Below are 23,681 nucleotides of genomic sequence, written 5' to 3'. Positions count from 1 at the left end.
TTCCATGTCCGACGACGACCGCATTCACCAATTCGGCTTCGACACGCTGCAAATCCATGCCGGCGCCCGGCCCGATCCGGCCACGGGCGCGCGCCAGACACCGATCTACCAGTCGACCGCCTACGTGTTCCGCGACGCCGAGCACGCCGCCGCCCTCTTCAACCTCCAGGAAGTGGGCTTCATCTATTCGCGCCTGACCAACCCGACCGTGGCCGTGCTTCAGGAACGCGTCGCCACGCTCGAAGGCGGCGCCGGCGCCGTCTGCTGCTCGTCGGGTCACGCGGCCCAGATCATGGCGCTGTTCCCGCTGATGGGCCCGGGCAAGAACGTGGTCGTCTCCACCCGCCTCTATGGCGGCTCGATCACCCAGTTCAGCCAGACCATCAAGCGCTTCGGCTGGTCGGCCAAGTTCGTCGATATCGACGACATGGACGCCATCAAATCCGCCATCGACGACGACACCCGCGCGGTGTTCTGCGAATCCATCGCCAATCCCGGCGGCCACATCGCCGACCTGCGCGCGGTGGCCGACGTGGCCGACGCCGCCGGTCTGCCGCTGATCGTCGACAACACCTCTGCCACGCCCTATCTCTGCCGCCCGATCGAACACGGCGCCACGCTGGTCGTCCACTCCATGACCAAGTTCCTCACCGGCAACGGCACGGTCACCGGCGGCGTCGTGGTGGATTCCGGCACCTTCGACTGGTCCGCGTCCGACAAGTTTCCCTCGCTCAGCGAACCCGAACCCGCCTATCACGGCCTCAAGTTCCACGAAACGTTCGGCCCGCTGGCCTTTACCTTCCACGGCATTGCCATCGGCCTGCGCGACCTCGGCATGACGCTGAACCCCCAGGCCGCGCACTACACCCTTATGGGGATCGAGACGCTGTCCCTGCGGATGCAGAAACACGTCGAGAATGCCGAGACCGTCGCCAGCTGGCTGGAAAAGCACGACGCGGTCGAGGCGGTCACATATGCCGGGCTCAAGTCCTCGCCCTACCACAAGCGCGTCAAGACTGTCTGCCCCAAGGGCGCGGGCGGCCTGTTCACCGTCGCGCTCAAGTCGGGTTACGAAGGCTGCGTCAAGCTGGTGGACAGTCTCGAACTCTTCAGCCACGTCGCCAACCTCGGCGACACCCGCTCGCTGATCATCCACTCGGCCTCCACCACCCACCGCCAGCTGACCCCGGAACAGCAGACCGCCGCCGGCGCCGCCCCCAACGTGGTGCGCATTTCCATCGGCTGCGAGGATGCCGACGACATCATCGCCGATCTCGAACAGGCGCTGGCCAAGGCGGGCGCCTGACCGTCGGGGGTCTCCGCCGATCGCGGCAACCGTGATCGGTGTTTGCCTTTCCCTCGGCGGTAAGCTGCTGTAGAATCCACGTGCGGCAGGGGGCCACCCCTGCCGGGTCCGTGGTGCCAGAGCGTTGTGAATGAAACCGAATTTTGCCCTGACCCTGTCCTTCGAAGGCATCAGCCTTCTGCATCGTGCCTTCCCCGGTTGGCACATGGTGGGCGAGGTCAGCCTCGACAGCAGCGACCTCGCCGGTGCGCTGTCCGACCTTCGAAACCGGGCCGGGCAACTCGACAGCAACCCGATCCGCTCCAAGCTGGTCATTCCCAACGACCAGATTCGCTTCCTGCAGTTCGATTCCGAAGGGCTCGAAGCGGACGAGATCGCTTCGGCCGTGCACCGCGCCCTCGATGGCGCAACGCCCTACGCGGTCGACGACCTTGCCTATGACTGGTCGATTTCCGCCGGGCAGGTGCACATCGCCGCCGTCGCCCGCGAAACCCTGGCCGAGGCCGAGTCCTTTGCCGCCGAACACGGCTTCAATCCGCTTTGTTTCGTCGCCGCCCCCGAGGGCCGCGATTTCGTGGGCGAGCCATGGTTCGGCGAGACGAAAAGCGCCCCGTCTCTCCTGCCCGAAGGCGGACGCATAGAGCGCGACACCGCCGCCATCCGTGTCATCGGCACGGCGCCGCTGCACGGCGCGGCGATCCCCGCAGCCGACGCCGCGCCCGAGGCCGCCCTCGAAGGCGCGACGGATTCCGCCGATGCCGCGCGACCGCCAGCACCCGAGCCGGACTTGCCGCCCGAAGTGCCGCCCGCGCCAGAGCCCGATCTTCCGCCACACCCCGAGCCGGAGGTTCCGCCCGCGCCCGACACGCCGCCCGCGCCGGACCCCGAGATCGAGCCGGAGATTCAGCCCGATCCCGAGCCTGTGCCGGAGGTCCCTCCGACGCCACAGCCCGACATCCCGCCCGAACCGATGCCGCAACCGGACCCGGACATTCCACCGAACCCGACACCCGGCCCCGCGGTCGCGGATGCGGAAGCGGACGTGCAAGACGATGACGGTGTCGCAAATGCCGGCACGGATCCGGACGCGACAGACGAGCGCTCCGACGCTGCCGGGAAAACGCCCGCAGCGCCTGTCGCCTTCAGCTCGATCCGCGCGCAGCGCGACACGTTGCCGACCGCCCCGCGCCGCCTCAGCGGCGCGACCCGCGACGTCGGTTCGCCTGCCGCCGAGACCCCTTCCCGAGAGACGCCGCGCGCCGAACCCACGCTGACGGCCGCGACGCCGTCCGTCACCGGCGCAGACACTGGCACTGGCGCCGCCGCCAAGGTGACCGGCAAACCGCAAGACGCGCTGCCTGCCGATGCCGCCGCCCGGATCAGCGCCACGCTACGCGCCTCCGACGACGACCGCTTCACCGTGCCCGATGCGGAGCCTTCCACCGCCGAGGGGCCATCCGGGCGCGCGCACCCTGACGCAGAGGACGACAGCAGCGATATTCCGCCGCCCCCCGCCTTCATGGCCGACCGCACCGGGCCCGCGCCGTTCGACCTTCCCGAAGACACCCCCAACGCGCCCCTCGCCGCGCCTGCCGGCAAAGGCCAGGCTGCCGCTTCCTCCGGCGCCCTGTCGTTCTTCTCGCGCCGCAAATCACCCAAGCCCGACAAACGCCAGCCCACGCGCACCGCCGCGCGCCCCTCGCCCGAGGCCCAGCGCGAGCAGGAGCGCCAGCGCATGACCGTCTTCGGCGCGCGCAAGACCGCCTCCGTCGGGGGCAAGCCGCGTTTTCTGGGGTTGATCCTGACGGCGGTGCTGCTGATCTTCCTCGTGGGCGTGGCCGCCTGGGCGTCAATCTTCCTCGAAGACGGCATCTCCCGCGTCCTGCGCGGCAGTCCCGACCCCGCGGAACAGATCGCCGCGACACCCGACGCGGAGGTCCCGCCCGGCGATACCGACGGCGCCTCTGCCTCCGATACCGCCCTGACGGACGAGGGCGAAAGCGTTCTCGCCGCCCTGCCCGGCGTCACCTCCGACGGCGCCGAGACGCCCCGCGCAGACCCGCAGCCCGCGCCGAACCCGGCCGAACTGACCGAGCAACAGGCCCGCACGCGCTATGCCGTCACTGGCATCTGGCAACGCGCCCCCGACGCGCCCACCGATCCCGGCACCCAAAGCCTGGACGATTTCTACCTCACCTCGATCGACCCCAAGGTCGTCGAGCAGGACGCGGTTGCCCTGCCCGCGCCCGAAAGCCTGCGCGGCGACACGCGCCCCGACACGCCCGCCGATCCCGCCGCCGCAGACACCATGTTCACCATGGACACGCGCGGACTGGTGCAGCCCACGCCCGAAGGCGCGCTGACCCCCGATGGCATTCTGGTCTACGCCGGTCAGCCCGCGCTCGTGCCGCCGGACCGCCCGGCAGAGACCCTGGCGCAACCGGGCGAGGATCCCGCCGATGCCGCCGCCCGCATCGAGGCGCTCGAACGCATCGCCGCCTTGCGCCCCCGTGTCCGGCCCGGCGACCTGTCCGAAACCAACGAACGCGAAACCCTGGGCGGCCGCACCCGCGACGAACTCGCCACCCTGCGCCCCCGACTGCGCCCGCAAAGCGCGCAGGAACTGGCCGAAGAGGCCGCCGCGGCCTCGGAAGCGGCCACCGAAGCTGCCGCCGCGACGCCCGAAGGCATCTCGCCCGACCCCGATGCGGTCACCGCCGCGCTTCAGGCCGCCGCCGCGGTCCCGGCCCCCGATCCCTTCGCCGGGGCGACGGCCCAGGCGGTCAAGGTTTCGGTCAAGCCCAACGCGCGGCCCCGGAATTTCAACCGAATCGTTCAGCGCAGCCAGCGCCTGGCCGAACAGCAGGAAGCCCGCACTGCCGCCGTCGCCGTACCTCGCAACCAGCGCATTTCGCCCAGCGGCCCCACGCCCACCACCGTGGCCCGCGCCGCGACCGAAAAGAACGCGCTGCGCATGCGCCAGGTCAATCTCATCGGCGTCTACGGCAGCAATTCCAACCGCCGCGCCCTCGTGCGCCTGGCCAATGGCAGCTACAAGAAGGTCAAGGTCGGCGACCGGCTGGACGGCGGGCGCGTCGCCGCCATCGGCACCAGCGAACTGCGCTACGTCAAATCCGGGCGGCAGGTGACGCTCACCATGCCGCGCGGCTGAGCCTCGGCGGCGCCCGCGCCGTCTCGCGGCCAGCCGCTGCGCTCGCGCGGTTTCCTTTCGGCCTGAAAAATCCTCGCCAAAGGCTCCGACGACGACAATCCGGACCAGCGCCCGAAAAAACACCTCCCGTGTCCTCGCGCCCGCACCAAGTCGTTTGCACAAGCGTCACCTGCGCCGCATACTCTGCCTCAAGGCGGTGCCCCGCCCGTGCTCCGAATTCCGCAAAGGACCCCGATGGAAGGATTTTTCTTTCAGGCCACCGTTTTTCTCGCAGCCGCCGTGATCGCGGTGCCCCTGGCCGCTCGGCTGGGGCTGGGATCGGTGCTGGGCTATCTCGCAGCCGGTATCGCCATCGGGCATATTCCGGGCCTGCTGGGCGGCCACGACGCCGAGGAATTGCAGCATTTCGCCGAATTCGGCGTGGTCATGATGCTCTTCATCATCGGGCTCGAGCTGGAACCCAGGGCGCTTTGGGACATGCGGCACAAGTTGATCGGGCTGGGCGGCTTGCAGATCACGCTCACCACGGCCGCCGTCATGGCAGGCTGCATGGCGCTCGGCGTGGTGTGGTCCGTGGCGCTGGCCATCGGCATGGTCTTCGCCCTGTCCTCGACCGCCATCGTCCTGCAAACCCTGTCGGAAAAGGGCCTGATGCAGACCGGCGGCGGACGCTCGACCTTTTCCGTGCTGTTGACTCAGGACATCGCCGTCATTCCGATGCTGGCCTTCCTGCCGCTCCTGGCCCTGCCGAAAACCCCCGACATGATCCTGGGCGAGACCCTGCAACGGCTGGCCGACGAGGGCCACGCCGCCGAGGGCGACCATGGCGGGGCACCCGCACAGGTGGCGCAGTCCATGATCGACAGCCTCCCGGGCTGGGGTGTCACGCTTCTGACACTGGGGGCCGTGGCCGGCATCATCATCTTCGGCGTCTATGCCACCCGCCCCGTCTTCCGCTTCATCCACCACGCCCGCCTGCGCGAGATGTATACCGCACTGGCGCTCCTGATCGTGGTGGGCATCGCCTTCGTGATGAGCCTCGTGGGCCTGTCCCCCGCGCTCGGGGCCTTTCTCGCAGGCGTCGTCCTGGCGTCGTCGGAATTCCGCCACGAGCTGGAAAGCGATATCGAACCCTTCAAGGGCCTGCTTCTGGGCCTCTTCTTCATCACCGTGGGCGCAGGCATCAATTTTTCCATCCTCTTCGCCTCGTTCTTCACCATCATGGGGCTCGCGTTCGCCGTCATCCTGATCAAGGGCGGCATCCTTTACGGGCTGGGGCGCATCTTCGGGCTCAAGGGCCACAACCTGTGGCTCTTCACGCTGGGCCTCGCGCAGGCGGGGGAATTCGGCTTCGTGCTGATCAACTTTTCCGGCCAGAACAACGTGATCCCGCCCGAACTGCGCGAGACGCTCCTGCTGGTCATTGCCATCTCCATGCTGATCACACCGCTCCTGTTCATCCTTTACGACTACCTGTCGACCCGCATGTCCGACCCTTCAGATGCGCAAGAGGCCGACGAAATCGACGCCAAAGGCCCCGTGATCATCGCCGGAATCGGACGCTTCGGGCAGATCGTCAACCGCATGGTCCGCTCCTCGGGCTTCGAAACCGTCGTGCTCGACCATGACCTCGAGGCGATCCAGCGGATGCGGCGCTTCGGCATCAAGGGCTTTCTGGGCGATCCGGGCCGGCCCGACCTACTTCATGCCGCAGGCCTTGCCGACGCCAAGGTGCTGGTGGCCGCGCTCGACGACGCCGACGCCACCACCCGTCTGGTGGCCTTTGCCCGGCGCGAACGGCCCGACCTGCACATCGTCGCCCGCGCCCGCGACCGCACCCACGTCTTCCGGCTCTACAAGGCCGGCGCCAACGACATCGTGCGCGAACTTTTCGACAGTTCCCTGCGCGCCGGGCGCTACGTGCTGGAAAACATGGGCCTGACCGAGTTCGAGGCGGCAGAGCTGCAAAAGACCTTCTACCACCACGACCGCGATTCTGTCCGCGACCTGGCGGCCCTGTGGGACCCCAATATTCCCACCATCCAGAACGGCGCCTACATCAAGCGCGCCAAGGAGCTGGAGGCGGAATTGCAGACCATGCTGCTGTCTCAGCTGGAAGAAAAGGCCGCCGAGGACATCTCGGACGACCGCAAGGAGGCGTGAGCGCCTCATTCGCGCGGCCCAACACCCTCACGGCATCCCGGACCTGATCCGGGATCGCTCGGCCCAAAGCACGAAAAGAAAAAGCCGCGCCCACCGGCACGGCCCTTCCGTTTCAGATGTCGGCTCGCGTCACGCCGCGCGTGACACCAGAACCTCGTCGACTTCCTTGGCGGCCTGCACCTCGTCGCCACCGCTCACGGCGGCCACTTCGCGGGTCAGGCGCTCCAGCGCGGCCTCGTACAGTTGGCGCTCAGAATAGCTCTGTTCGCGCTGATCGTCGGTACGGTGCAGGTCGCGCACCACCTCGGCAATCGCGATCAGGTCGCCGGAATTGATCTTCTGCTCGTATTCCTGCGCCCGGCGCGACCACATGGCGCGTTTCACCTTGGCCTTGCCTTTCAGCGTGGTCATCGCCTTCGACACCACGTCCGGGCTCGACAGGCTGCGCATGCCGATTTCGGTTGCCTTGTGGGTCGGAACCCGCAGAGTCATCTTGTCCTTCTCAAAGGAGATCACGAACAGTTCCAGTTCGATCCCGGCGATATCCTGCTTCTCGATCGACATGATCTGGCCGACGCCGTGCGCAGGGTATACGACGTAATCGTCAGGGCGAAACTCGGACTTCTTCGATTTGCTCATTCAGGTTTTCCTCACAAGCTTCCCAGTTCAAACTTGGCGGAGCATCCCCTCGGCAGCGGGCCATCGGGGCGTGGCGTCAAGCACAAAGAAATCCACCTCCCATGCGTCAGCGCGGGCAGATGGATAATATATGGGCGGTGTCTACATTTGTAACGGTAGTGTATCACAAAAAAGGGGCCACTGAAAGCGGGCTCAACAGGTCAGGCTGATTATACCTGCGGCGTCAGGGGGTTACCGCGCGTTGTTACCCCAAAACCTGACCCCTTGATCGTTTGATCAAACGAATCGGTTTACGCCCGCAACCTCTTGCCTCAGCCGCCTTCGCCCGGCGCTTCCGAGAAGTACTTCTCCAGCTTGCCGTCTTCGCCGTCACGTTCGTCCGCTTCGGGCAGCGGGTCCTTCTTGGTCACGATGACCGGCCACATCTCGGAGTATTTCCGGTTGAACTCGACCCATTTTTCCATGTCCGGCTCGGTGTCGGGACGGATCGCGTCGGCGGGGCATTCGGGTTCGCAAACGCCGCAGTCGATGCATTCGTCCGGGTGGATCACAAGCATGTTCTCCCCCTCGTAGAAACAATCCACGGGGCACACCTCCACGCAGTCGGTGTATTTGCACGCGATGCAATTGTCATTGACGATATAGGTCATCTTTCGCCCCGGTCGTGATCTCCTCGCGCTGACCTAATCCAGTCCGGCGGATCATTCAAGCGCCAGACGCCGTTCCGCGGCGCACTATCGCGTTTCCTGATCCATCTTGCGGCGATCCTTTTTCGTCGGCCGACCCTTGCCTTCGTAACGCGGGTTCAGCGGCTCGGTCGCATGGTCGCGCGGCTTCGGCGGATCGAGATCGTCGTACAGCGCCTGCGCTTCCGGCGCCGGCCCCCGCCTTTCGCCCACCGCGACGATGCGGATCACCCGGATGTCGCGCTCCTTCGGAAACGTCAGCACATCGCCCGGCCTCACCGACGACGATGCTTTCGACACCCTTTGCGAATTGACCCTCACATGCCCGCCCGTGACCAGTTTGGTGGCCAGGCTGCGGGTCTTGAAGAACCGCGCATGCCACAGCCACTTGTCCAGCCGTATCTTCGGCTGGCCCGCGTCACTCATGTCACGACTTGTCCTTCAGCCCCATCAGGGCCGCGGCGAACGGGTTGTCAGGGTCGATCTTGTCCTTCTTCGCGGGTTTCGAAGTAAAGCTCTTCGCCCCTTCCTCGCGGCGCGGCTTGCCTTTCGGCTTGGGCTTGCCACCCTTGCCGCGGGGCTTGCCGCCTTGTGGCCTGCCACGGCCCTCACCGCGGGCCTTGGCCCCGCGCCCGGCCCAGGTGAAGGTATAATAGACCTCCATCTCGGTCTCGTCCTTCGCCGCGTCGGGCACCTCGCCCAGAGGCACCTCGGTCTCGGACATCTCGGGTATCTCCGCGTCCACCTCGGGGTCCTCCGGCGGCACCTCGGTCACCGGCGCCAGCCCGTCCTCGACGATCTGCTCCACCGCGTCTTCGGCGGTGGTCGCCTCCGGCGTCTCCAGCGTCTCCGACGGCTCCGGCGCGTCGTCCAGCGCCGCATCCACCGGCTTGACCTTCTCGCGCTCGCCCTGCTCGGCGTTATAGCCCAGCCCGCGCATCAGGTCGGCGAACTGTTCCAGCGTCATGCCGGTGATCGACAGCATGTCGGCATTGGCCTCGAACCCGCCCCGGCTGTCCTCGGACCGCAGCATGTCGGCCAGACGTTCCAGCATGTCGATCCGGATCGCCCGCTCGCCCGCGGCGCGGTATCCCGACATCGAGTGAAACCCGCGCGGCGCAGAGCTTCCGGCCGGAACCGTCACCAGGCCCGGCGGCGGAGCCTCGGGGAATTCCTGCAGCCCCATCTTCAGCGACCACAGAACAAGCCGCAGGCGCGTCGGCGCGGGTTTGAGAAGAAGCGGCATGAAAATAGTGAACTGGCCGAAGCGAACGCCATGCTTGCGCAGCTGTCCGCGGGCATCCTGGTCCAGCGCCTTGACCTCGTCGGCCACCTCGCCACGCGGGATGATCCCGAAATTCTCGACCAGCTGAAAGCCGAAGCCCCGCGCCAGCCCGCTCAGTTCCTCGTCCCGCTGGATGTTCAACAGCGGCTCGAACAGGGTCGCCACCTTGCGGTCGATGAAATGCTGCAACCGGCGTTGGACCTTTTGCATCACCTCGGGCCCGGCGGTGTCGTCGACAAAGGCCTCGACCTGTGGTTTCAGCGGATCGGCACCGGCCACCAGCTTGCCCACGGCGCTCTCACCCCACATCAGGCCGCCCTGCTCGGTGAAATCAATCTCGGTATCGGGCGCGTTATAGAACTTGTCCGCCCGCAGGTGGAAATGCGGCGCCAGCGCCTGCAGGCTCGCCTGCGCCACAGCCTTGGCCTCCTGTCCGCCCGCCGTCTTGTCCTGGCGGAACCGGAAACCTTCCAACCGACCGACGAATTCGCCCTCGACGGTCACTTCACCCTTGTCATTCACTTCGGCCACGATGGCGTCCTTCTGCTTGAGCCGCCGCATCAGCACGCTGGTGCGCCGGTCCACAAATCTTTGCGTCAGCGCGTCATGCAACGCGTCCGACAGGCGGTCTTCTACAGCGCGGGTCGTTTCGCGCCAATGGTTTTCGTCCCCGACCCAGCCCTTTCGCTGGGCAACATAGGTCCATGTGCGGATATATGCCAAACGCTTGGAGAGCGTGTCGATATCCCCGTCCGTCCGGTCGATCCGCGCCACGTGCCCGGCCAGCCAGTCCTCGCTGACCCGGCCATGTTCGTGCAGGTCACTGAATATACGCTCCAGCAGCCCCGCGTGTTCCGCATGGCTGATCCCGCGAAAGTCCGGAACCCGGCACACGTCCCACAAAAGCCGCACCGACGCGCCGTCGCTGGCCCGTGCCGCGATCTCGGCATCCTCGGCCAGCGTGCGCAGCACGACAAGGTCATCCGCCTCGCGGGCGCGCACCAGCCAGTCGTCTTCGGGCTTTTGCTCCAGCGACGCGATCAGCGCGCCGACCGTGCCGAATTGCAGCGCGGCGTTGCGCCATTCCAGCTTGCGAATGGGGGTGAACCGATGGTCCATGATCGCCTGCGCCATGTCGTCGGGCAGCTCCGGCGCTTCGCCCGTCACCCCGAAGGTGCCGCTGGTCATGCCCCGCCCCGCGCGTCCCGCGATCTGGCCCAGTTCATTGGGAGCAAGGTTGCGCATCCGCCGCCCGTCGAACTTGGTCAGGGACGAAAACGCGACGTGATTTATGTCCAGGTTCAGACCCATGCCGATGGCATCAGTGGCCACCAGGTAATCCACGTCGCCATTCTGGTATAGATCCACCTGCGCATTGCGCGTCCGGGGGCTCAAGGCCCCCATCACGACCGCCGCACCGCCCTTCTGCCGGCGCAGCAGCTCGGCAAAGGCATACACATTCTCAACCGAAAACCCCACGATGGCCGAGCGCGCTGGCATCTTGCTTATCTTTTTCGAACCTGTGTAGGTCAATTGGCTCATCCGCTCGCGGCCGACGAACTCCACCCCCGGAACCAGCGCCGCAATCGCCCCGCGCATGGTGTGCGCCCCCAGAAATTGCGTCTCCTTCTGGCCCCGCATCCGCAAAAGGCGGTCGGTGAACACGTGCCCCCGCTCGGGGTCGGCACACAGCTGGATCTCGTCCACCGCCACGAAATCCGCGCCCATCCCTTCGGGCATCGCTTCGACCGTGCAGACCCAGTATTGGGTGCGCGGCGGCACGATCCGCTCCTCGCCCGTGACCAGCGCCACCACCGACGGGCCGCGCACCGCGACGATCTTGTCATAGACCTCCCGCGCCAGCAGGCGCAGCGGCAGGCCTATCACGCCGGTGCGATAGCCCAGCATCCGCTCGATCGCGAAATGGGTCTTCCCGGTATTCGTCGGGCCCAGGACCGCCAGGATCCTCGACTGCTCGCCCATGGGACTTGCCTCTTGTCTTCTTACGCTTACAGGTCCCGCCCGCCGATTTCACGCTCGACCATCGGCAGGATTTCCTCCACCTCCTGATGATGCGGATGAAGGGTCAGCACAAGGTCGAATGCCTGCTTGGCCTTCGCGTAGCTCTCGACGTGGTAGAGAATGCCGCCAAGGCTGGCGATGGCATTGTAATGCCGCGGGTTCAGCGCCAGCGCCCTCTCGATATCGGCCAGCGCGGGGCCGAACATGTCGGCATCGGCATAGGCCATCGCGCGCATGTGAAACCCCTCGGCGAAATCCGGCGCATGATCCGTGAGCGCGGTGAAATGTTCGATCGCCGCGCGGGTATCGCCGGCCTCCAGCGCATCGCGTCCGCGTTTCAGCAGCAGGTCCGCCGTGGCCGAACCCGACCGCGTCCAGGCCAGTTCGATTTCCTTGGATATCCGGCTGGCCTCCCGCGGTTCGGCCATCTTCAATTGCTCGAACAGCGGATCCAACGCTGAATCCTGCGCCGCCGCGGGTAAGGAAAACATGACTAACGGCAAAACTGCCGCCACGATATGTTTGGAAAGTCGGTTCATAACGCCCATAACGTACCCAGTTTAGCGCGCATGACCGGGAATCAAAGCCCCCGGTCGATCAAATCTGGAGGAACTGACATGAGCGACGTAACCAAATCCGCGGTCGAGGCCCTGTCGGCCAAGATGAACGGCAGCTTCGACGGCAGCGCAAAGTTCGTGATCGAGAACGAAGGCTCCATCGTGATCGACGAATCCGGCGTGCGCGAAGGCAATGACGAAACCGACGTCACCATGACCGCCGACGCCGACACGTTCCAGTCCATTCTGGATGGCGACCTCGATCCCACAGCCGCCTTCATGTCCGGCAAACTGGCCGTCGACGGCGACATGGGCACCGCGATGAAACTCGGCTCGGTCCTGTCGTAACACTCATGCTGACGAACGCGCCTTTCTTCTCCGATATTGCCGATGGCCCCGACGGTGGCCGCGCCTTCTGGTGCGACACCGCCGACGGGGTGCGCATCCGCCTGGGGCTCTGGCGCCCGCAGGAGGACGCCGGCGAAAGTGCAGGCACGCTTCTGCTCTTTCCCGGACGCACCGAATATATCGAGAAATACGGCCGCACCGTCCGGCAATTCGCCACCGCCGGCCTGACCACGCTGGTCGTCGACTGGCGTGGCCAGGGCCTGGCCGACCGGCTGATCGAAGACAAGATGTCGGGCCATGTCCTGCATTTCGACGACTACCAGCACGACGTCACAGCCATGGTCGACGCCGCGCGGCAGTTGGACCTGCCCAAACCGTGGTTCGTTCTGGGCCATTCCATGGGCGGCGGCATCGCGCTCAAGTCGGTGATGGACGGCCTGCCTGTGGCGGGCGCGTCCTTCTCGGCGCCGATGTGGGGCATCCGCATCTCCGCCGCGCTGCGCCCCGTCGCCTGGTCGCTGGGCTGGAGCAGCCGCAGCGTGGGCTTCGATCACGTCTACGCGCCCGGCACCTCACCGCAAAGCTACGTTCTGGCCGAACCGTTCGAGACAAACCGCCTGACCACCGACGTTGAGAGCTATCAGCACATGATCGCCCAGGTCACCGCGCACCCGGAACTGACCATCGGCGGCCCGTCCCTCCGCTGGCTCTACGAATCGCTGATGGGCACACGCCGCATGTGGCGCCGCCCGTCGCCCGACCTGCCCTGCCTGTGCCTTCTGGGGTCCGACGAGGACATTGTCGATGTCTCGCGCGTCCATGACCGTATGTCACGCTGGCCCGGCGGCGAACTGGAAATTGCCCAGGGCGCCCGCCACGAGGTGCTTCAGGAAGCGCCCGGGATCCGCGACGCCTTGATCGGCAAGCTGATCGACTTCTACGCCCGCGTCAGGGATCGGCACGCACCGTCTGGCGCTGACGCCCAAGCCCCTGGATCTCCAGCTCCATCACGTCGCCAGGCCTGAGATAGCGCTTGGGGTCCCGCCCCATGCCCACTCCCGGCGGGGTGCCGGTGGCAATCACGTCCCCCGGCTCCAGCCGCATGACCTCGCTCAGATGCGCGATGATCTGCGCCACCGTGAAAATCATGGTCGAGGTGTTGCCGGTCTGCATCCGCTCGCCGCTCACATCCGCCGACATATCAAGGCTTTGCACGTTACCCACCGCGTCCGGCGTCACCAGCCACGGCCCGATCGGCCCGAACGTGTCGCAGCTCTTGCCCTTGGTCCATTGCCCGCTGCGCTCGATCTGGAAATGCCGCTCCGAGACGTCGTTGACGATGGTGTACCCCGCCACGTAATCCAGCGCTTCGGCCTCGGTCACGTATTTCGCCTCGCGCCCGATCACCACGCCCAACTCGACCTCCCAGTCGCCATGAGTCGATCCGCGCGGCAGAACCACGTCGTCATCCGGGCCGACGATGCTTGAAGTCGCCTTCATGAAAACAACCGGTTCCGCAGGCGGCTCGATCCCGATCTCCGCGGCATGGTCGCTGTAATTCAGGCCGATCCCGATCAGCTTGCCGATCCCGGCAACCGGAGGCCCCAGCCGCGGCGTCCCCTCCACCAGCGGCAGCTTTTCCGGGTCCAGCTTCGGCAACGCCCCCAGCACGGCCCCCGAGATATCGGCCACCACGCCGCTCAGGTCGCGCACCCGACCTTCGGCGTCCAGCATCCCCGGCTTTTCCCGCCCCGGCTCTCCGTATCTGACAAACCGCATGGCATCACCCCCCTGTCGCTTCTGCCCGACGATAGCGGCCCCATGCGCCACGGCAAGCCTTCATCCTCTGGCCACCGCCTGCCGGCACGCTAACTCCCCCGCATGGTTCTGCAATTCAAACCCCAGGGCATCTACTGCCCCGCCGGCGATTTCTTCATCGACCCCTGGCGCCCCGTTGACCGGGCGCTGATAACACACGGCCATGCCGACCACGCCCGGCCCGGCCACGCCCGCTACCTGTCCACCGCCGCTGCCGCGCCCGTGATGCGCCACCGGCTGGGCGATATCACGCTCGACACGGTGGACTATGGCGAGACACGCCGGATCGGCGACGCACGCGTCTCGTTTCACCCCGCCGGCCACGTTCCCGGTTCCGCCCAGATCCGGGTCGAGGTCGAAGGCGAGGTCTGGGTCGTCTCCGGCGATTACAAGACCGAGGCCGACCGCCTGTCCGAGCCGTTCGAGCCGGTGCCCTGCCACAGCTTCATCACCGAATGCACCTTCGGCCTGCCGGTCTTCACCTGGACGCCCGAAGAAGATGCGGCCCGTCAGATCAACGACTGGTGGGCCGCCAACGCCGCCGCCGGCACGTTTTCCCTGCTCGGCGCCTACTCGCTGGGCAAGGCGCAGCGCGTCCTGTCGCTGCTCGACCCCGCCATCGGCCCCATCCTCACCCACGGAGCGGTCGAGAACACCAACGCCGTCCTGCGCGACCAGGGCCTCGCCCTGCCGGACACGCTGCACGTCACGCCGGACCTCAAGGCCAAGGATCACCCCGGCGCGCTCGTCCTCGCGCCGCCCTCCGCCCTGGGCAGCACATGGGCCCGCCGCTTTCGCCCGGCCTCGACCGGCTTTGCCTCGGGCTGGATGCGCCTGCGCGGCGTGCGCCGCCGCCGCGCCGTGGATCGCGGCTTCGTCATGTCGGACCATGCCGACTGGCCCGGCCTCCTCGCGGCAATCAAGGAAACAGGCGCAGAAAACATATATGCCACGCATGGTTACACAGATATCTTCGCGCGATACCTGAATGAACAGGGATGGAACGCTCAGGTTGTCCCGACCGAGTTCACCGGCGAATCCCTCGACGGCGCCGACGACGCGGAAGATGCCGCATGAAACGCTTCACATCCCTCTTCACCACGCTCGACCAGACCACCAAGACCAACACCAAGGTCGCCGCGCTGGCCGAGTATTTCGCCACCGCGCTCGACGCCGACAAGCTCTGGACCGTCGCCCTCTTCTCCGGCCGCCGTCCCCGTCGCGCCATCACCACCACAAAACTCCGCGAGTGGGCCGCCGAGCGCGCCGGTATCCCGCTCTGGCTCTTCGAGGAAAGCTACCCCATCGTCGGAGACCTGTCGGAAACCATCGCCCTCGTGCTGCCGTCCCCCGCCCGCGACCATGACGACAGCCTTGCCACCTGGATCGCCCGCCTCCGCGCCCTCGATGTCGAGACCGAAGAGGCCCGCAAAGCGGCCATCCTCGACGCCTGGGACCAGATGCAGCCGCATGAACGGCTGGTCTTCAACAAGCTGCTGACGGGCGGCTTCCGCATCGGCATCTCGCGCAAGCTGATGACCCGCGCGCTGGCGCAGGCGACCGGGCGCGACGAGGCCGAACTGGCCCACCGCCTGATGGGCGACTGGACCCCCGACAGCACCTCTTGGGAAACGCTGATCGAGGCGCATGACGCCACCGCGGACCTCTCGCGCCCCTATCCTTTCTGTCTCGCCTACGGTCTGGACGACGTAGAGCCCGAAACGCTGGGCGAACCGTCGGACTGGCTGGCCGAATGGAAATGGGACGGCATCCGCGGCCAGCTTATCCTGCGCGGGGGCGAGCATTTCACCTGGTCGCGCGGCGAGGAACTGATGACCGACCGCTTTCCCGAACTGGCCCGCGCCCGCGACTACCTGCCCCCAGGCACCGTGCTCGACGGAGAGATCCTGGCGTGGCAGGACGATGGCCCGATGTCCTTCAACGCCCTGCAGAAACGCATCGGTCGCAAGACCGTGCCGAAGAAACTCCTCAAGGACGCCCCCGTCATCCTCTACGCCTACGACCTGCTCGAGGAAAACGGCACCGACCTGCGCGAAACCCCCTTCGCCACCCGCCGCGCCCGGCTCGAAGCCCTTCTGCAAGACCTTCCGCCCGAAGCGCCCATCCGCCAATCCCCGCTCATACCATTCACCTCCTGGGACGACCTCCGCGAAACCCGCGCGACCGCAAGGGACGCGCGCGCCGAGGGTCTGATGCTCAAGCGCAAGGACTCCCCCTACCATTCCGGCCGCAAGAAAGGCGACTGGTGGAAGTGGAAGCTCGATCCCCTGACCATCGACGCCGTGATGATCTATGCCCAGCAGGGCAGCGGCCGCCGCGCAAACCTCTTCACCGATTTCACCTTCGCCGTGCGCGACGGCAACGACCTCGTGCCCTTCACCAAGGCCTATTCCGGCCTTACCGACACCGAGTTCCGCAAGATCACCGCCTGGGTGCGCAAGAACACCCTGCAACGCTTCGGCCCTGTCCGGCAGGTGAAGGCAGAGCACGTGTTCGAGATCGCCTTCGAGGGGATCATGGAATCGACGCGCCACAAGTCCGGCGTCTCGCTGCGCTTCCCCCGCATGAAACGCTGGCGTCACGACAAGCCCGTGCAGGAGGCGAACACGCTCGAAGACCTCCGCGACATGCTAATCCACTACGGCTAAAGAAAATTCGTACGAATTTTCTCCCCCAAGATTATTCGTACGAATAATCTACTCTTTCACCGCAACAGATCATCCTCGAACGGAAACCGCGACAAAAGCTCCACGCCGGTTTCAGTGATCAGCACCTGCTGTTCCAGCTTCACGCCCTCCGTGCCGCCCTCGGCACCGATATAGCTCTCCACGCACAGCGTCATCCCCGGCTCGATCACGCCGTCATAGCCCGCATCCGGGAAATCCCCGTGGTGATAGAGATAAGGATATTCCCCCGTCATCCCGCAGCCATGCGCCGACAGGTAATAGCGGTTGGCATAATATTGCTCCGGAATGTCCCAGGCCGCATCGGCATAGTCGCGGAACGTCATGCCGGGCCGCAGGATGCCCATGTTGTGATGCACCTGCTCATGGGCCACCTTGTAAAGCTCCCGCTGGGTGGCGCTCGGCTTGCCCGGCCCGGAATGGAAGGTGCGCGAGAAATCCGAATAATAGCCGTGGCACCCCACCACGTCCGTATCCAGCGCGATCAATTCATTGGTGCCGATCACGTTCTCACTCGTCTCCTGAAACCACGGGTTGGTCCGCTCCCCGGCATTCAGCAGGCGGGTCTCCACGTAATCCCCGTTCTGAGCAATGATCGACTGGTGCAAAACCGACCACAGCTCCGCCTCGGTCATCCCCGGCCGGATCGCCGCGCGCAGCTTGCCCACGCCGATCTCGGTCGCCCGCAGCGAGGCGTTGACGCATTTCATCTCTTCCGTCGACTTGATCGCCCGCGCCATCTCGACGGGCTCCTGCGCATCCACGATCCGCAAGCCTGCATCGCGCAACGCAATGGCACTCCCGGCGTTCAGCCGCTCGATCCCAAGCGTCGCATCCTTGCCCACCAGCGAGGTCACCAGATCCGCCATCTCGGCGGCCCAGGCCTTTTCCCGCGCGGCGATATCCGGCCCCGCCGCCACGAAACTCGCCGTGCGCGCCGCACGCACTTCGTCGATCGTCTCCAGCCCGTCGGCCAGATGCGCGCAGCCGGTAAACTCGAACAGGATCGAGCGGTCCTGCGTCAGCAAAAGATAGCGCGACGGCGCATTCCTCTGGCTGAACACCTGCATGTTCCGCGCCCCCGTGGCGTAGCGAATGTTCACCGGGTCAGACAGCAGCACCGCCGCGATGTCGCGCTTGCGCATCTCCCCCCGCACCCGGCCCAGCCGATAGCCCCGCACCGCCACAAGGTCGATCCCCTCGTCCTCCGGCGCCCTGTCCAACAGCGCCAGGTCCGCAAGGTCCGCCCGCTCCGCGTGCCAGTCCAGTTCCGCCATGTCATCCTCCTCGGCTCAATGCTTGACATTCCATATCCGACAGCATGGACCTCGAAAACGCTGGAAATTCTCACGCTATTGGATAACCTCAGAGAATGAGTCAGGACCGCCGCAGTCTCCCCCCGCTGGAAACCCTCATCTTCTTCAACACGGTGATGAAACGGGGCGGCTTCTCCGCCGCCGCGCCCGAGCTCATGGTCAGCCAGGCCGCCGTCAGCAAGCGCATCCGCCAGCTCGAGGACTGGCTCGGCACGCCGCTTTTCGACCGGGGCGCCCGCCACGCCGTGCCCACCGACACCGCCCGCCGCCTCGAAGAACCCGTGCGCCTCGCGCTCGACTACTTGACGGCGTCCCTCGATACGGCCCGCGTCACCGCCCCCCGCACCCTCCAGATCGCCGCCAACGGCGCGGTCTCGATGTTCTGGCTCTACCCGCGCCTGCAGGCCTTCGCCACCAGCTCTGATGCCTGCAATGTCAGCGTGCTCACCGCCGACGACCCCAGCGCCCTCACCGCCGACACGCTCGACCTCGCCGTTCATTACGGCGAGGCCCCGCCACAAGGCTGGACCGGCACGCCGCTCTTCGACGAGAAGATCATCCCTGCCGCCACGCCCGCCGTTGCCGCCGCGCTCGCCGACCATCCCGCCCTGCCTCTGCTCGACTATCCCCGCCTCGCGCCCAACTGGATCAACTGGCGCATCTGGTGCGAGCGCAGGGCGGACTCTCCCCTCGCCGATCGCCCCGTCGAGACCTGCCGCAGCTATGGCCACAGCATCGGGCGCGCGCTGGCCGGCGACGGCATCGCGCTGGCCAGCCTGCCGATGCTCGACACTCTCGTCACCTCCGGCCGGCTTGTCCCGGTTGGCGACGATCTGACGACCACGCGCCGGTACTGGCTGAACCACCGCCTGGCCGCGCCGCTCCAGCCTAAGGACATTCCGCTGCAGCGGGCGCTGCTCGCACGATCCTCACCGTCCTAGACCCTCATCCACGGGCCGGACCCGAGGACCTCGCCCCCTGCCATAGATCCCGGATCAAGTCCGGGATGACCGCACCTCTACCTTCCGGGCACACGCAATTCCGATCCCGGCTTGAGCCTGCCCGCCCCGCCCCCTATGTCTTGACCAACGCGACAACAGGAGATCCGCATGTTCCAGCTTCCCAAACCCGCCTTCGACGTCAACGCCGGCTCCGGCTCCGACAACCTGGGCGACCTGCCGGAATGGAACCTCGACGACCTCTATACCGGCCAGGACGCGCCCGAACTCAAGCGCGACCTCGACTGGCTTGAACAGGCCTGCGCCGACTTCGCCGCCGATTACGAGGGCAAGCTTGCCGATCTCGACGCCGCCGGCCTGCTGCAATGCATCCAGCGCAACGAGAGAATCTCCTCCGTCGCCGGCCGCATCATGTCCTTCGCCGGGCTTCGTTATTACCAGCAGACCACCGATGGCGAGCGGGCCAAATTCCTCTCCGACTGCCAGGAAAAGATCACCAACTACACCACCCCGCTGGTTTTCTTCACCCTCGAGCTCAACCGGCTCGATACCGACACGCTTGTGGCAATGTATGCCGAGAACGCCGATCTCGCCCGCTACGCGCCCGTTATCCGCCGCATCCAGGCGATGAAGCCCTACCAGCTTTCCGACGAATTGGAAAAATTCCTGCACGACCTCGGCGTCGTCGGCGACGCCTGGGAACGCCTCTTCGACGAGACCATCGCGGGCCTGACCTTCGACGTCGACGGCGAGGAGCTGGGCATCGAATCCACCCTCAACCTGCTCACCGAACAGGACCGCGCCAAGCGCGAAGCCGCCGCCCGCGAGCTTGCCCGCACCTTCCAGGCCAACATCCGCACCTTCGCCCGCGTCCACAACACCACCGCCAAGGAAAAAGAGGTCATCGACCGCTGGCGCGGTATGCCCACACCCCAGACCGGCCGGCACCTTTCCAACGATGTCGAGCCCGAGGTGGTCGAGGCCCTGCGCAACGCCGTTGTCGACGCCTACCCCAAGCTCAGCCACCGCTACTACGAATTGAAGCGCAAATGGCTCGGCCTCGACCGCATGCAGGTCTGGGACCGCAACGCCCCCCTGCCGATGGAGGCCCCGCGCAAGATCGACTGGCCAACCGCCCGCGGCATGGTGATGGACGCCTATTCCGATTTCGACCCGCGCATGGGCGACCTCGCCGAACCCTTCTTCGACCGCGGCTGGATCGACGCCGCCGTAAAACCCGGCAAGGCCCCCGGCGCCTTCGCCCACCCCACCGTGACCGACGTGCACCCCTACGTCATGCTGAACTACCTCGGCAAACCGCGCGACGTCATGACGCTGGCGCATGAACTCGGCCACGGCGTGCACCAGGTCCTGGCCGCCGAACAGGGCGAGCTTCTGTCGTCCACCCCCCTCACCCTCGCGGAAACCGCCAGCGTGTTCGGCGAAATGCTGACCTTCCGCAAACTGCTGGATGCCGCCAAGGACAACGCCGAACGCAAGGTCCTGCTCGCCGGCAAGGTCGAGGACATGATCAACACCGTCGTCCGCCAGATCGCCTTCTACGATTTCGAATGCAAGCTACACGACGCCCGCCGCGGCGGCGAGCTCACCTCGGAAGACATCGGCGCCCTCTGGATGTCCGTGCAGGGCGAGAGCCTCGGCCCCGCCTTCGACTTCATGGACGGGTACGAGACCTTCTGGGCCTACATCCCCCATTTCGTCCACTCGCCCTTCTACGTCTACGCCTACGCCTTCGGTGACGGTCTGGTGAACGCGCTCTATGCCGTCTACGAGGAAAATCCCGCAGGCTTCCAGGACAAGTATTTCGACATGCTCAAGGCGGGCGGCTCCATGCACCACAAGGAGCTTCTGGCCCCCTTCGGCCTCGACGCGTCGGACCCGGCCTTCTGGGACAAGGGCCTGTCGATGATCTCCGGCTTCATCGACGAACTGGAGGCGATGGAGGACTGATCCCTGCCCCGCACCCGCAGCCCTCACAGCCTGCGCAACCGTCTGAAACGCGCCCTCGTGCGCATCCGGTCGCGCGTGCCCCCGGGGCTGCGGCTGGTGCTGGGGGTCCTGTTCATCATCGGCGGGATCTTCGGCTTCCTGCCGGTGCTGGGCTTCTGGATGATCCCCCTCGGCGTTGCCGTGGCCTCGCTCGACGTGGTCCCGGTCTGGCGCCGCCTCACCGGCCGCGCGCCAAGGCGCTGAGCCCATCTCTTCCTCTGGCCCGAAATATCCCGGGGGGAGCGGCGAAACCATGTTTCGCCGTGGGGGGCAGAGCCCCCCGCGACAGCCGCCTACTTGAGCTGACTGTCTTTTGAGCCCCGCCGGTTGATCCCGGCCCGCGCCTGCTGCGCGCCGTCGCGTTCCTGGCTGCAATCGATGCACAGCTTCACGCCCGGCAACGCCTCGCGCCGCGCCTGCGGGATCTCCTCTTCACACTCGGCACAATGTGTCAGGCTCTCGCCCACCGGGCGTTTCGCGGCCTTCATCCGTGCCAATTCGTCCTCGATCGAGGCTTCGATCTGTTCGGAAACCGCGCCGTCGCGCGCCCATCCACCGGCCATGTCAAAATTCCTCCTGAACGGCACATATAGGATGCCGCCGGGCGCATGTCACGGTTGCGCCTCCAGCACCATGTAATCCTCGAACGCGTTCCGTCCCAGTGACGCCTGCTCCAGCATCCCGTTCAGCACCGAAATGGCCGAGGGCGAGGTGATCGCCACCGCGTGGTCCAGCCCCTCGCCATCCGCCAGCGCGGTAAAGTCGATCACCTTCACCGGCAGGCCCGCCACCGCCTCCGGCCCGTCGATCACGCCCAGCCGCTTCTTGCGCCCGGTGATCAGGCTGGCAAGGCTCAGCGCCCGGTCCTGCCGCGTCACGAATATCAGGAAGGGCTGCGGCAGCTCCCCGATCGTCTCGGCCTGCCGGCGAAAGACATCGGGGTCGATATCCGGCGACATCAGCACCACGCCGCTGATCCGGTCCAGAAGGTGCCGGTCGCCTTTCAGCGCCGCCTGCCGCATTACCTCCATCACCAGCTGCGCGCCCATGGAATGGGCCAGCAGCGTCACCCGGTCCTGCGGCCCGCTGGTCAGCGCGTTCAGCAGATCCTCCAGGTCGTCGCGGGCATAAAGCACGCTGTCGCGGTCATAGACATAGCCCCGCGGATCCCCGGCCGAGGCCCAGGCGAACAGCACCGACGGTGCCGCCACCTCGAAATCCTCGCGCATCTGCGCCAACCGGTAAAGACTGTCTGACAGCGTCGTGTTGTAGCCATGCACGAAGACCTGCGTCTCGCGCCCCGGACGCGCCCCCTTCACATCGCCAAGGAATGTCGCGGCGGACGGATAGACATCCGTCGCCGCCACGACGAAATCGGTCGCCGCATCCGGCGGCCCGTCGGGCCACTGCACGTGGCCGGCCCGATGCGTCGGCGGGATCGAGATATCGGCCCGGAAATACCGCACTTCGCCCGTGCGCTTCGCGCCAAAGGTCTGCCCGGTATGGTCCAGCGCCTTCTGCGTCGCGACATAAAGCGTCTGCAGATGCGCCTCGGGCACGCTCGGCGCATAATGCGCCGCGGGACGCGGCGCGCAGGACGCCAGCACGAACAGGCATAGAATTGGCAGCGCGCGCAACGGACGCCTCCTTCGGTTCCGACTCACTTCGCAACAATAAGGCCCCTCCCGCAATGCGGAAGGGGCCAATTTTCGGTGCCGTCGCGTGAGTTGCGCGCGCTGCCCTGGATCAGGCCGTCGCCATCATGCCCTTCTCTGCGGCCAGCGACCGCATGCGCTTCTGCAGCTTTTCAAAGGCGCGTACCTCGATCTGTCGGATCCGTTCCCGGCTCACATCGTACTGGCCGCTCAGATCCTCCAGCGTCACCGCCTTTTCGCTCAGCCGGCGCTGCGTCAGAATATCCTTCTCGCGGTCGTTCAGCACGTCCATCGCCTCGGCCAAAAGCTCGCGCCGCGCTTCCAGCTCGTCGCGCTTCTCGTAGTCGCCGGCCTGGTCGGCATCCTCGTCCTCCAGCCAGTCCTGCCACTGCATCGTCCCTTCGCCCTCGGCACCCACCGTGGCGTTCAGCGACGCATCGCCCCCGGACATCCGGCGGTTCATGCTGATCACCTCGTCCTCGGTGACGCCAAGGTCGGTCGCGATCTGCTTCACCTTGTCGGGATGCAGGTCACCCTCTTCCAGCGCGCCGATGCGGGCCTTGGCCTTGCGCAGGTTGAAGAACAGCTTCTTCTGCGCACTCGTCGTGCCCAGCTTGACCATGGACCAGCTGCGCAGGATGTACTCCTGGATGCTCGCCCGGATCCACCACATCGCGTAGGTCGCCAGCCGGAACCCCTTCTCGGGGTCGAAGCGCTTGACCGCCTGCATCAGGCCCACATTGGCCTCGGAAATGACCTCGGCCTGCGGCAGGCCATAGCCGCGATACCCCATGGCGATCTTCGCCGCCAGGCGCAGGTGGCTGGTGACCATCTGGTGCGCGGCCTCGGTGTCCTGTTCCTCGACCCAGCGCTTAGCCAGCATGTATTCCTCTTCCGGCTCCAACAGCGGGAATTTCCGGATTTCCTGCAAATAGCGGTTCAGCCCGGCTTCGGGCGACGGCGCAGGAAGATTTGCATAATTGCTCAACCCTGTGACCCTCCAATGTTTATTGTCTTAACATCCATATGGGCAGCCATTT

Annotated in this window: 20 protein-coding genes; 10 read left to right on the top strand and 10 right to left on the bottom strand. The window is 66.2% G+C overall.

The window, feature by feature from the left end; all coding sequences use genetic code 11:
• The first annotated feature begins 4 nt into the window (after nt 1-4).
• From ACQY4V_RS03820 to ACQY4V_RS03810, 3 genes are all read left to right on the top strand, one after another.
• A complete protein-coding gene (locus ACQY4V_RS03820; protein ID WP_428515583.1) occupies nt 5-1,306 on the top strand; it encodes an O-acetylhomoserine aminocarboxypropyltransferase/cysteine synthase family protein in 1,302 nt (433 codons plus the stop codon).
• Between the two features lie 130 nt (nt 1,307-1,436).
• Nucleotides 1,437-4,478 carry a hypothetical protein gene (locus ACQY4V_RS03815; protein ID WP_428515582.1) on the top strand — a complete coding sequence of 1,014 codons (3,042 nt, stop codon included), beginning with the start codon at nt 1,437-1,439 and terminating at the stop codon, nt 4,476-4,478.
• A gap of 234 nt (nt 4,479-4,712) precedes the next feature.
• Nucleotides 4,713-6,641, top strand: coding sequence for a cation:proton antiporter (locus tag ACQY4V_RS03810; RefSeq protein WP_428515581.1), 1,929 nt, complete (start codon nt 4,713-4,715; stop codon nt 6,639-6,641).
• Between the two features lie 129 nt (nt 6,642-6,770).
• Here the strand turns inward: ACQY4V_RS03810 and ACQY4V_RS03805 are convergent, their stop codons facing one another.
• The 5 genes from ACQY4V_RS03805 to ACQY4V_RS03785 all read right to left on the bottom strand — a co-directional run bounded on the left by ACQY4V_RS03805 (nt 6,771) and on the right by ACQY4V_RS03785 (nt 11,764).
• The gene (locus ACQY4V_RS03805) at nt 6,771-7,280 is read right to left on the bottom strand and encodes a CarD family transcriptional regulator (protein WP_057792822.1); all 510 of its coding nucleotides are present in this window, start codon (nt 7,278-7,280) and stop codon (nt 6,771-6,773) included.
• Between the two features lie 311 nt (nt 7,281-7,591).
• Nucleotides 7,592-7,930 (bottom strand): ferredoxin FdxA, encoded by a 339-nt coding sequence (gene fdxA / locus ACQY4V_RS03800; protein ID WP_152491821.1) that lies wholly within the window; start codon nt 7,928-7,930, stop codon nt 7,592-7,594.
• An 84-nt stretch (nt 7,931-8,014) separates the two neighbouring features.
• On the bottom strand, nt 8,015-8,392 hold the full coding sequence (locus ACQY4V_RS03795) for an RNA-binding S4 domain-containing protein (RefSeq protein ID WP_428515580.1): 378 nt from the start codon (nt 8,390-8,392) through the stop codon (nt 8,015-8,017).
• Between the two features lies 1 nt (nt 8,393).
• Nucleotides 8,394-11,234 (bottom strand): helicase-related protein, encoded by a 2,841-nt coding sequence (locus ACQY4V_RS03790; protein WP_428515579.1) that lies wholly within the window; start codon nt 11,232-11,234, stop codon nt 8,394-8,396.
• A 26-nt stretch (nt 11,235-11,260) separates the two neighbouring features.
• On the bottom strand, nt 11,261-11,764 hold the full coding sequence (locus ACQY4V_RS03785; RefSeq protein WP_428515578.1) for a tetratricopeptide repeat protein: 504 nt from the start codon (nt 11,762-11,764) through the stop codon (nt 11,261-11,263).
• A 126-nt stretch (nt 11,765-11,890) separates the two neighbouring features.
• Here ACQY4V_RS03785 and ACQY4V_RS03780 point away from each other — a divergent pair, with 126 nt between their 5' ends.
• Both ACQY4V_RS03780 and ACQY4V_RS03775 read left to right on the top strand, forming a co-directional pair.
• Nucleotides 11,891-12,178, top strand: a complete 288-nt coding sequence (locus ACQY4V_RS03780; RefSeq protein WP_152491817.1) for an SCP2 sterol-binding domain-containing protein — start codon at nt 11,891-11,893, stop codon at nt 12,176-12,178.
• Nucleotides 12,179-12,183: 5 nt separating this feature from the next.
• Nucleotides 12,184-13,203, top strand: coding sequence for an alpha/beta fold hydrolase (locus ACQY4V_RS03775; protein WP_428515577.1), 1,020 nt, complete (start codon nt 12,184-12,186; stop codon nt 13,201-13,203).
• On the opposite strand, the gene ACQY4V_RS03770 is transcribed toward ACQY4V_RS03775, so the two are convergent.
• Nucleotides 13,127-13,957: a fumarylacetoacetate hydrolase family protein gene (locus ACQY4V_RS03770; protein WP_428515576.1), complete on the bottom strand. Its 831-nt coding sequence runs from the start codon at nt 13,955-13,957 to the stop codon at nt 13,127-13,129. The genes ACQY4V_RS03775 and ACQY4V_RS03770 overlap by 77 nt on opposite strands.
• Nucleotides 13,958-14,059: 102 nt before the next feature.
• On the opposite strand from ACQY4V_RS03770, the gene ACQY4V_RS03765 reads away from it, so the two are divergent.
• Both ACQY4V_RS03765 and ACQY4V_RS03760 read left to right on the top strand, forming a co-directional pair.
• Complete coding sequence (locus tag ACQY4V_RS03765) at nt 14,060-15,073, top strand: ligase-associated DNA damage response exonuclease (RefSeq protein WP_428515575.1); 1,014 nt, start codon at nt 14,060-14,062, stop codon at nt 15,071-15,073.
• Nucleotides 15,070-16,665 carry an ATP-dependent DNA ligase gene (locus ACQY4V_RS03760; protein WP_428515574.1) on the top strand — a complete coding sequence of 532 codons (1,596 nt, stop codon included), beginning with the start codon at nt 15,070-15,072 and terminating at the stop codon, nt 16,663-16,665. The genes ACQY4V_RS03765 and ACQY4V_RS03760 overlap by 4 nt, the downstream gene beginning before the upstream one ends.
• 56 nt (nt 16,666-16,721) lie before the next feature.
• On the opposite strand, the gene ACQY4V_RS03755 is transcribed toward ACQY4V_RS03760, so the two are convergent.
• Nucleotides 16,722-17,978, bottom strand: coding sequence for a M24 family metallopeptidase (locus ACQY4V_RS03755; protein ID WP_428515573.1), 1,257 nt, complete (start codon nt 17,976-17,978; stop codon nt 16,722-16,724).
• A gap of 95 nt (nt 17,979-18,073) precedes the next feature.
• Here ACQY4V_RS03755 and ACQY4V_RS03750 point away from each other — a divergent pair, with 95 nt between their 5' ends.
• From ACQY4V_RS03750 to ACQY4V_RS03740, 3 genes are all read left to right on the top strand, one after another.
• Complete coding sequence (locus ACQY4V_RS03750) at nt 18,074-18,958, top strand: LysR family transcriptional regulator (protein ID WP_428515572.1); 885 nt, start codon at nt 18,074-18,076, stop codon at nt 18,956-18,958.
• Nucleotides 18,959-19,126: 168 nt separating this feature from the next.
• A complete protein-coding gene (locus ACQY4V_RS03745; protein WP_428515571.1) occupies nt 19,127-20,947 on the top strand; it encodes a M3 family oligoendopeptidase in 1,821 nt (606 codons plus the stop codon).
• Between the two features lie 57 nt (nt 20,948-21,004).
• On the top strand, nt 21,005-21,190 hold the full coding sequence (locus ACQY4V_RS03740) for a hypothetical protein (RefSeq protein ID WP_428515570.1): 186 nt from the start codon (nt 21,005-21,007) through the stop codon (nt 21,188-21,190).
• A gap of 89 nt (nt 21,191-21,279) precedes the next feature.
• On the opposite strand, the gene ACQY4V_RS03735 is transcribed toward ACQY4V_RS03740, so the two are convergent.
• The 3 genes from ACQY4V_RS03735 to rpoH form a co-directional block, all read right to left on the bottom strand.
• The gene (locus ACQY4V_RS03735) at nt 21,280-21,549 is read right to left on the bottom strand and encodes a DksA/TraR family C4-type zinc finger protein (protein WP_428515569.1); all 270 of its coding nucleotides are present in this window, start codon (nt 21,547-21,549) and stop codon (nt 21,280-21,282) included.
• A gap of 48 nt (nt 21,550-21,597) precedes the next feature.
• On the bottom strand, nt 21,598-22,623 hold the full coding sequence (locus tag ACQY4V_RS03730) for an alpha/beta hydrolase (RefSeq protein WP_428515568.1): 1,026 nt from the start codon (nt 22,621-22,623) through the stop codon (nt 21,598-21,600).
• Nucleotides 22,624-22,732: 109 nt separating this feature from the next.
• The gene (rpoH, locus tag ACQY4V_RS03725; RefSeq protein WP_152491809.1) at nt 22,733-23,629 is read right to left on the bottom strand and encodes an RNA polymerase sigma factor RpoH; all 897 of its coding nucleotides are present in this window, start codon (nt 23,627-23,629) and stop codon (nt 22,733-22,735) included.
• Nucleotides 23,630-23,681 lie beyond the last annotated feature (52 nt).

This window comes from Roseovarius sp., from assembly GCF_965277045.1.
Lineage (GTDB): Bacteria > Pseudomonadota > Alphaproteobacteria > Rhodobacterales > Rhodobacteraceae > Roseovarius.
Note: the sequence above shows the minus strand (reverse complement) of the source record. Positions and strands in the feature narration are given on the sequence as shown.

Coding starts and splice junctions, on each gene's coding strand:
- ACQY4V_RS03745 (WP_428515571.1), top strand. CDS start 19,127: ATGTTCCAGCTTCCCAAACCCGCCTTCGACGTCAACGCCGGCTCCGGC.
- ACQY4V_RS03815 (WP_428515582.1), top strand. CDS start 1,437: ATGAAACCGAATTTTGCCCTGACCCTGTCCTTCGAAGGCATCAGCCTT.
- fdxA (WP_152491821.1), bottom strand. CDS start 7,930: ATGACCTATATCGTCAATGACAATTGCATCGCGTGCAAATACACCGAC.
- ACQY4V_RS03790 (WP_428515579.1), bottom strand. CDS start 11,234: ATGGGCGAGCAGTCGAGGATCCTGGCGGTCCTGGGCCCGACGAATACC.
- ACQY4V_RS03780 (WP_152491817.1), top strand. CDS start 11,891: ATGAGCGACGTAACCAAATCCGCGGTCGAGGCCCTGTCGGCCAAGATG.
- ACQY4V_RS03750 (WP_428515572.1), top strand. CDS start 18,074: ATGAGTCAGGACCGCCGCAGTCTCCCCCCGCTGGAAACCCTCATCTTC.
- ACQY4V_RS03735 (WP_428515569.1), bottom strand. CDS start 21,549: ATGGCCGGTGGATGGGCGCGCGACGGCGCGGTTTCCGAACAGATCGAA.
- ACQY4V_RS03805 (WP_057792822.1), bottom strand. CDS start 7,280: ATGAGCAAATCGAAGAAGTCCGAGTTTCGCCCTGACGATTACGTCGTA.
- ACQY4V_RS03785 (WP_428515578.1), bottom strand. CDS start 11,764: ATGTTTTCCTTACCCGCGGCGGCGCAGGATTCAGCGTTGGATCCGCTG.
- ACQY4V_RS03770 (WP_428515576.1), bottom strand. CDS start 13,957: ATGCGGTTTGTCAGATACGGAGAGCCGGGGCGGGAAAAGCCGGGGATG.
- ACQY4V_RS03810 (WP_428515581.1), top strand. CDS start 4,713: ATGGAAGGATTTTTCTTTCAGGCCACCGTTTTTCTCGCAGCCGCCGTG.
- ACQY4V_RS03775 (WP_428515577.1), top strand. CDS start 12,184: ATGCTGACGAACGCGCCTTTCTTCTCCGATATTGCCGATGGCCCCGAC.
- ACQY4V_RS03760 (WP_428515574.1), top strand. CDS start 15,070: ATGAAACGCTTCACATCCCTCTTCACCACGCTCGACCAGACCACCAAG.
- ACQY4V_RS03795 (WP_428515580.1), bottom strand. CDS start 8,392: ATGAGTGACGCGGGCCAGCCGAAGATACGGCTGGACAAGTGGCTGTGG.
- ACQY4V_RS03820 (WP_428515583.1), top strand. CDS start 5: ATGTCCGACGACGACCGCATTCACCAATTCGGCTTCGACACGCTGCAA.
- ACQY4V_RS03755 (WP_428515573.1), bottom strand. CDS start 17,978: ATGGCGGAACTGGACTGGCACGCGGAGCGGGCGGACCTTGCGGACCTG.
- ACQY4V_RS03765 (WP_428515575.1), top strand. CDS start 14,060: ATGGTTCTGCAATTCAAACCCCAGGGCATCTACTGCCCCGCCGGCGAT.